The organism is Cyanobium sp. BA5m-10, from assembly GCF_024346255.1.
GTDB lineage: Bacteria > Cyanobacteriota > Cyanobacteriia > PCC-6307 > Cyanobiaceae > Cyanobium_A > Cyanobium_A usitatum.
In genome coordinates this window covers 1-6961 of the sequence record NZ_JAGQCP010000081.1, presented here as the reverse complement: position 1 = coordinate 6961, position 6961 = coordinate 1, and the positions used below count along the sequence as shown (strand labels likewise).

At 49.3% G+C, this 6961-nt stretch carries 7 protein-coding genes and 1 tRNA gene; 4 read left to right on the top strand and 4 right to left on the bottom strand.

The window, feature by feature from the left end:
• Window positions 1-175 precede the first annotated feature (175 nt).
• Window positions 176-260: transfer RNA gene (locus tag KBY85_RS15375), tRNA-Ser, on the top strand.
• A 187-nt stretch (window positions 261-447) separates the two neighbouring features.
• Window positions 448-1770 (top strand): phage integrase central domain-containing protein, encoded by a 1323-nt coding sequence (locus KBY85_RS15370; protein WP_254962336.1) that lies wholly within the window; start codon window positions 448-450, stop codon window positions 1768-1770.
• A gap of 34 nt (window positions 1771-1804) precedes the next feature.
• Here the strand turns inward: KBY85_RS15370 and KBY85_RS15365 are convergent, their stop codons facing one another.
• Window positions 1805-1990 (bottom strand): AlpA family transcriptional regulator, encoded by a 186-nt coding sequence (locus KBY85_RS15365; RefSeq protein ID WP_254962335.1) that lies wholly within the window; start codon window positions 1988-1990, stop codon window positions 1805-1807.
• Between the two features lie 413 nt (window positions 1991-2403).
• Here KBY85_RS15365 and KBY85_RS15360 point away from each other — a divergent pair, with 413 nt between their 5' ends.
• Window positions 2404-4092, top strand: a complete 1689-nt coding sequence (locus KBY85_RS15360; protein WP_254962334.1) for a primase-helicase family protein — start codon at window positions 2404-2406, stop codon at window positions 4090-4092.
• Window positions 4093-4218: 126 nt separating this feature from the next.
• Here KBY85_RS15360 and KBY85_RS15355 read toward each other — a convergent pair whose 3' ends face one another.
• Both KBY85_RS15355 and KBY85_RS15350 read right to left on the bottom strand, forming a co-directional pair.
• A complete protein-coding gene (locus KBY85_RS15355) occupies window positions 4219-4413 on the bottom strand; it encodes a hypothetical protein (RefSeq protein WP_254962333.1) in 195 nt (64 codons plus the stop codon).
• Window positions 4410-4580: a hypothetical protein gene (locus KBY85_RS15350; protein ID WP_254962332.1), complete on the bottom strand. Its 171-nt coding sequence runs from the start codon at window positions 4578-4580 to the stop codon at window positions 4410-4412. The genes KBY85_RS15355 and KBY85_RS15350 overlap by 4 nt, the downstream gene beginning before the upstream one ends.
• 1727 nt (window positions 4581-6307) lie before the next feature.
• Here KBY85_RS15350 and KBY85_RS15345 point away from each other — a divergent pair.
• Window positions 6308-6568 (top strand): Nif11-like leader peptide family natural product precursor, encoded by a 261-nt coding sequence (locus KBY85_RS15345; protein WP_254962331.1) that lies wholly within the window; start codon window positions 6308-6310, stop codon window positions 6566-6568.
• A 16-nt stretch (window positions 6569-6584) separates the two neighbouring features.
• Here KBY85_RS15345 and KBY85_RS15340 read toward each other — a convergent pair.
• A partial coding sequence (locus KBY85_RS15340; protein ID WP_254962330.1) for a hypothetical protein occupies window positions 6585-6961 on the bottom strand: 377 nt, incomplete at its 5' end.

Below are 6961 nucleotides of genomic sequence, written 5' to 3'. Positions count from 1 at the left end.
GCCCTCCGCCCGCGAGCGCCACCACCTCAAGGAGCTTGGCGCCAAGCGGCTGTGGCTCAGTGGCGCTGTCCCGGCGGGCTTGCCAGCGGCCTGGGCGGCCAGCGGTCCCAGTGGATACCTGCAGGCCGCCCTTGGCTGACCGATCCTTAGAGTGATCAAGACCCAGCGGGTCTTTGGAGAGGTGGCTGAGTGGTCGAAAGCGAACGACTCGAAATCGTTTGAAGGGAAACCTTCCGTGGGTTCGAATCCCACCCTCTCCGTTGTGAGCAAGTTTTGGGACGGTCCAGACTGTCCTAATTCGTTCCAGTGACTGGGTTTCAGTTGCCTCCGCTGTCTCATGCTGACGCCACCGATGCCATCAGATCCGGATCTTTTATGTGGGAGATTATGTGAGATGAAAAGCGGTTTTATGTGAGATAGAATCGTTATGTGAGATGGGTCTTGGAGATGTCCAAACCGCTGACTGACGCTCAAATCCGCGCTTTGCCTGCCATTCCCAAGGGAGGTAAAAAAACCTCGGATCCCTGCGGAAACGGTTTGCGTATCGTCAACGAACCAGTGGTTGGCAAAGACCCCTGCAGGCGCTTCGTCCACAAATATGTCCAGAAACTGCCGAACGGTGTCCGCAAGCAACAGGAACTGCCTCTCGGCACCTATGGCAAAGGAGGAGGGCGCCTGACGTTGGCACAGGCACGTCAGAAAGTTTTGGCGTTCAAGGAGTGGCGCAAAGGGATCGGACTGGATGCCCACCACGATCAGTGGTTAACGCTGAACCGCCCGAAAGACGCGCTTTCTGCCCCGACTCTGAAGCAAGTTTGCGATGCCTGGTTGGCGTCACCCTCACGACAAAAAAAAGCGCCCAGCACTCAGAAAGAGTGCCAGCGCCATCTTGAAAATCATGTCCTCAAGGTGATTTCTGCTGATCTGCCTATCAAGGATCTGGAATGGGACTCTGGCGATGCAAGCGGAGGTCGGCAACTGGTTCGGCAAGTGCGAGAAGTCATCGATGCAAGGAACTCGCATGACATGGCGAACAGGGTGATCCGAACACTCGGACAGGTCTGTGACTATGCCATCGAAAAAGGTTGGATGACACGGGGGCAAAACCCCTGCACGATTTCGCCTGATGATCGGGCACTGCACCAACCGAAGGGTAATCCAACGCTCTCTGAGCAGCAGGTGCCCCAATTCTTCAAGGACTTAAGCGATTACTCCAAAGGTCAGTTTGATTTTGTTGCAATTGCGCTCAAGATGCATCTTTTACTCTGTACAAGACCAGGCGCTCTGGTTGCCATTGAGTGGTCTTGGATTGATGAACAAGACTCCCTGATCACAATTCCAGGCAATACGCCAGGTCTGAAGCGCCCTGCTGACCAAAAGGATATTGACCATTTGATTCCTCTGTCGGATCCAACCCTTGAAATTCTTGATCTACTCAAAAAAATAAATGGGAAAAGGAAGCATGTCTTTCATAGTCAAAGAGGCAGAGAATTATCACATCTGAATCCCTCCGCTTTGAATAATTTCCTTAAGGAGCAACTTGCTCTCAAAGGAGTTTTGACTGCTCAAGGATGGCGAGATGTCGTTCAAACTGTGGCACAAGATGTCCTGAAGTACCCATGGGAAGTGCCTGACCGTCAACTTGGACACCTCCCTCACAAAAAAGGTGTCCGTGGGCACTACGACAATTCTGAACGCCTTGATGAAAGGCGTGAATTCATGCGGGATTGGAGCAACTGGTGCATCGATCAGGGACTCGTCATTCCTTGATGAGTTAGTAAGAATCCTTAGACCGCTGAGTAGTTTATTTTGCTGTTGCTAGTTTCTCTTCGCACCAGTCTAGGACTTCCTGTCGTGACCAGCGGACTTGGCGGTTCCCAACGGAGATTTGGACTGGGAAGTCACCTTCGCTTATCATCCTGTAAATAGATGAGCGCGAGATAGAGGTCAATTTGATGACATCGTTAATTCGTAGAAAAATTGGTTCCATAATTTCATGCGTATTGATAACTGCTTTAATACTATACCTTGATTTCCGTTAGATGTCAAATAGTCTCAGGGAATAGTAGGAGTGAGTTCGTTTTATGCGATGGAATCGATGCCTTCACCCAGAACGGGATGAGTTCCGCAGAAATGCTCCAACGAACCTACCCAAACTTCATCGACTAAGAACCAACTGCAAACAGGCACGGGCACAGGTTCGCCCAGGCGATTGGTCGATGGTGAAACGAATAGACCTATAAGTATCCAATGCAGTCTCCAATGCATGGTTGTCACCTGGTCACCTTGTCACCTGCCATTCCGTAATCCGCCAAGTGCCATAAGGTCGCATGACGGTCAACCACCACTTGACAAAAATAACCAGCGAGGATATAGTCGATGGGTTGATTGAAATATTATTAGATGCAAACACTACTTTATTCTCAAATTCGTGATATCGCTGATCGAGTACAAATAAATCCTGCCATCCGTTTCTGGGATGAGGATGACGATGGAAATCTCCAGGAACTCGCCGAAGAGCATATCGTTCGCTATCTCAACGACTTTTTGCCTGCGGTCGGGATCTTCAGTCTTCCCGATCAAGACTCCAAAGGAGTGCCTCATCATCAACTCGTCTACTTCTTTGAAAATCGTGTTGAAGCGATCAATGAGCAGCAGTTTGAGACGGTAATCCGAAAAGTCCTTGAGGAGTCTGGATATAAGAACGTCTACCAGAGGATTCACTTCAAGAAGGGACAGTTCTTCGGCAAGAAAGTTCTAACCTCGGTTCCCTACCTTGATGGCAAAAAGATTCTGCGCGACTCAAAGAGTGCCTCCTATAGATTTTTTGGGAATGGATACGTGGAAGTTGCAAGTGATAGGGTGACAGAGGCAATTTCTTACGCTTTTCTGCCCGATAATTGCATTGTCTGGAACGACAGTATCTCAACTCGGGAGTATCGCCCAAGTGAGCAACCTATCGGATCACAGCACTTTCGATCCTTTGTCGCTAATCTCTCCCGTGACGCAAATGGTGAGATTGACCAGAGATCATTTGAGCGTCTACAGGTAGTCATAGGGTATCTCTGCCACCGTTACCATCGTGAATCCCAGCGTAAGTGCATCATTCTGATTGATCGCCTGGACGATGAGAATCTGATCGGCGGCAGTCATGGCGGCACAGGTAAGAGTTTGCTAGTTCGATGCCTATCAGAGGTGGTTCACACGATCACTCTCAGCGGCAAAGCATTCAAGAGATCAACACAGGATCGTTTTGCCCTCGCCGGGGTGAATGAAACCCATGAATTGGTGAATTTTGATGATGCCGCTGAGAATTTCACCTTCGAAGACATCTTCCTGCATATTACTGGGGACTTTCACATTCGCCGTCTGAGGCAGAATCCGACCTCAATTCCAGGAGATCGGGCACCGAAGATTGTGATCACGACTAACCATCCGATTCCTGGTTCCGATACATCTCACCGTCGCCGTCAGGTGCTGGTGGAGGTATCGCCCTTCTACCGTGAATTGCTGGAGAAGGATGGCACAACCCCTGCCGATTTTCATGGCGGCATGGAACTCTGCGGTGAAGACTGGAGTGACCATGACTGGAGCGAGTTCTACCAGTTCATCTTTGAGTGCATCCAGGTCTATTTGAAGCAGGGTCTGCCTAAATTTGACGAGGAGAGTGAGATTCACAAGCGAGTTAACTTGATTCGTCGTTGTGGTCGAAAGGATCTGCTAGATATGCTGCTGAATGTGCTCCAGGAGGCGTCAGAAGGCGGTGAAGAAGTATTTTGCGAGCAATTCTATGCCCAGGTGCGAGAGCGTGTTCCTGGGGCACCGCAGACGGATTCAATGCTTTTGGGATTGTTGAAGGAAATCTTCGAAGAGAATGGATACCTCTTCAACCCCCATAAAAACGGTCTTATTGATAAGCAACGGTTGAGTGGTGAACGATGGAATCGCTGGGTTGCATTAGGACTCGATCAGAGCATCAAGAAGAGCGGAGGGTCTTATCAGAAGGATGATCGAGTTACGGTCTTCCGGGTCAGCAAAGATGGTGCCGCAGTAGAGAAGAATGCACTGGAACTCTTGATGGAGCAATCCTGAGTCGCAAGGGTTCTGGCGGAAAAAATTTCCCGCCAGAATTTTTTGAACCCATGACACTACTTTTGTAGACTCATGATACTAGTTCGATTTTGACTGCCAAACACGAACGAGTGAGTCCTGCCCGCATCAGTCGGATTCGATGATCATGAAACTCTGACTGATTTGTTTAAATAACTCCTCGTCACCTGTATAACCAAGTTTGCAAATTTCCTGATCACTCATTTGATCAACGGTTTGGAAGGCATCCTGGTAAGTCATGGGTTCAAGTGGATTGATTCGTGAGTTGCCCCAGTCATATTCGTCGGTGGTGGTGGGGTTCATGACTGACTCCGGTAAAACTCTTGAATCTTCAGTTGCATCAGTTCCCGCTGTTGGTAGTCCATCTCTTCCATCAACAACTGATAGCAGGTAGGTAGGTAGTGCTCCAGTGAATCCAGTTGATGTTGGATGAAGTTAATTCGTTGCTGGATCTGCTCTTGAGTTTTCATAACCAGTCCTTGATGAACCCAGAAGGAATCGTTTCGGGTTTGCTCAAGAAAAACTCTTCCTTCTTAATCAGGAACTTAACCAGGTCTGATTTGTTCAGGTGGTAGTGAGTACAAAGAAAGTTCCAGGAATCACGAATGTGCTCTTCTCGTTGCTTAAAGGACACCTGCTCTCGGATGGCATTGGTTTGGTTTCTCATGTTGTCCTGCGGTTACTTATGGTTATTTAGGTGTGTATGATGTTTCTGATAGTCGGTTGTGTGTTCTTATCGTCTGCAGTGTTAGGTGGCGGTTCCTTAAGGTGGTTAAAGAACTCAGGTATGTTTTTAAAGGGTTTTTAATTAGGATTCCAGTGGAGTCTTAGTGGAATGTCCTTCGGACATTGCCTACGGCAACTCTTTGTTTGAGTCTTGAGTTGAAGGGTTTGATGTAGTGGGGTCTTGTAGAGTCCTCATATCCCGTTGAAACTACTACGTAGTTATTTATAAGACTGAATATCTACACCTAAACTAGTCCCTGAAACTAGCACGTAGTTATTCTACTCATAAAATGCTATTCTGTCAAGTTGACTTATGCGTAGCATTGACTTATAATTACACCTGTAGGTTTATCAATAGAGGTTATATGATTCATTCAGAGTCGCCAATTGACGAGAGATATAGATTGGAATTGTTTGATTATTACTTGAAGGACTCACGGAGTGGTCTGTCTGCCAATGGTAATCCAAAGTGGCAGTTTATTTGCCCATTCTGTGCAACTTTAACCAGTAAGGAGTACAAGAAAAAGCATCGAAATGCAGCACTGCTTTGGAATAGCACTCAGAACTCTTGGTTATTCTCCTGTGCCAGAAGAAGGTCTACTCAGTGTGATTCAGTGATGAACTTCAGCAATCTGATTAGTGCCCTCAATCCTGCCCTAGGAGAGGCATACAGGCGTGAGAGGTGGCATTCGGGCACCACTGGCAAGGGACACAACTGCAGGTCACCACAGAGCGTTATAGGCATCTCTACGGGGTCTTATGGGTCAATCAAGTCAAGGAGTGCCCCTGATTGATCTGCTAGGCGGTGACGCTTGCCTGTGGTTCGTGACCGTTGCTGTGCGATCTGAAAGGCGTTGCCTTCGTGGTGAACGGTCTGGTACTGCTGCCATTTGCCGAACTGATCCTGCCACTGGATGATGATTTTGATACTCATTAGATCAACCCCACAATTCCAATGCAAGTCCAGCAATCGCTGCTGCTCTCTTCAGACAGGAAGATGCTGCCACTTCCGCTGGAGGTGCCATTGAACCAGATTCCAGTTTTTCTGAAGCAATCGCTGAGTAATGGATCAACGAATCGGTGGTAGGGATACTTAATCTGCCCGTTACCACAACCGACCCACCGATTTCGCTCACATTCTGAATTTCAAAACACCACCCGGGTGCCCTGTGGTGGAGGTGGCGGCAAAGGGTCGCCCACGGAACATAAGTCAGTGTAGTGTTGCCCTGCTTCCTGGTTTTGAAGTGCCTCGGATCAATAGGGCGATGTAGTTCCGCCAGTGTCTCCTCGGTGTTCCTCTGAACGAACTGAGCAACTGGAGCAGTGGAACTGTTACTGGATGTCTTGAGCATTGGGTTGACTCTCTGTGGAGTTCAGTGCTTAGAGTATAATATTAAACACTCTTTTTAGTTGTCTTCTGCTGTGATTTGCTGATGCCTTGGTAGCGTTCCTTGGTGCCTGAGCGTCAAGCGTGGATTGCTCCGCCTCACCGCTGCTGGATGCCCTGGATCACTTCCTCTATCGGATGGAGGAGGAACCAGAGTTGGGGCGTGAGTTCTATGCCGCAAGCACCCCAGAGGAGATGGTTGCCCTAGCGGAGCACTGCGGGATTTTGATTGACGCTGATGACTTCCGTGCCCTACTGAGAAGTGGCAGCACTGAGTTTTGGGTTGTTGGTGGCGAGGAGGGTGCCAATCCCATCGCCCACCTGCAGCAGGTCTTTGGCGTCTGATGCTCGGCAGTGAGTTTCAGGCGCTTTCCTGGGTCAGGCAGAGATAGGTGCTCACAAGCGGTTGCGCCCTCCCATCCCTTTGTGCCTGCCCCTGAAGACCCTTGATGGCATCCCGAACTTCTGGTTCGTATTCCCAACTGGTTCGTGACCGCTGCTTGAGAACCCAACCACCAGGGGCACGAACACCAAAGCGGAGTTCGGCATCGCCAAAGGTGCTCAGTAGTTCAGCATCAATAACTTGCCTTTCCTGCTCCAGGGTCTTGATGGTGCCTGTGACCTCTACCCGCCGCTGAATCAGTTGGTCGGCATTGAGGTCTGCCAGATGGGGGAATGGGTCTGGTGCCTCTGGCGGCAGGGTCTTGAAAACCCGCTGAAGGTCAGAGGGGGAGATCG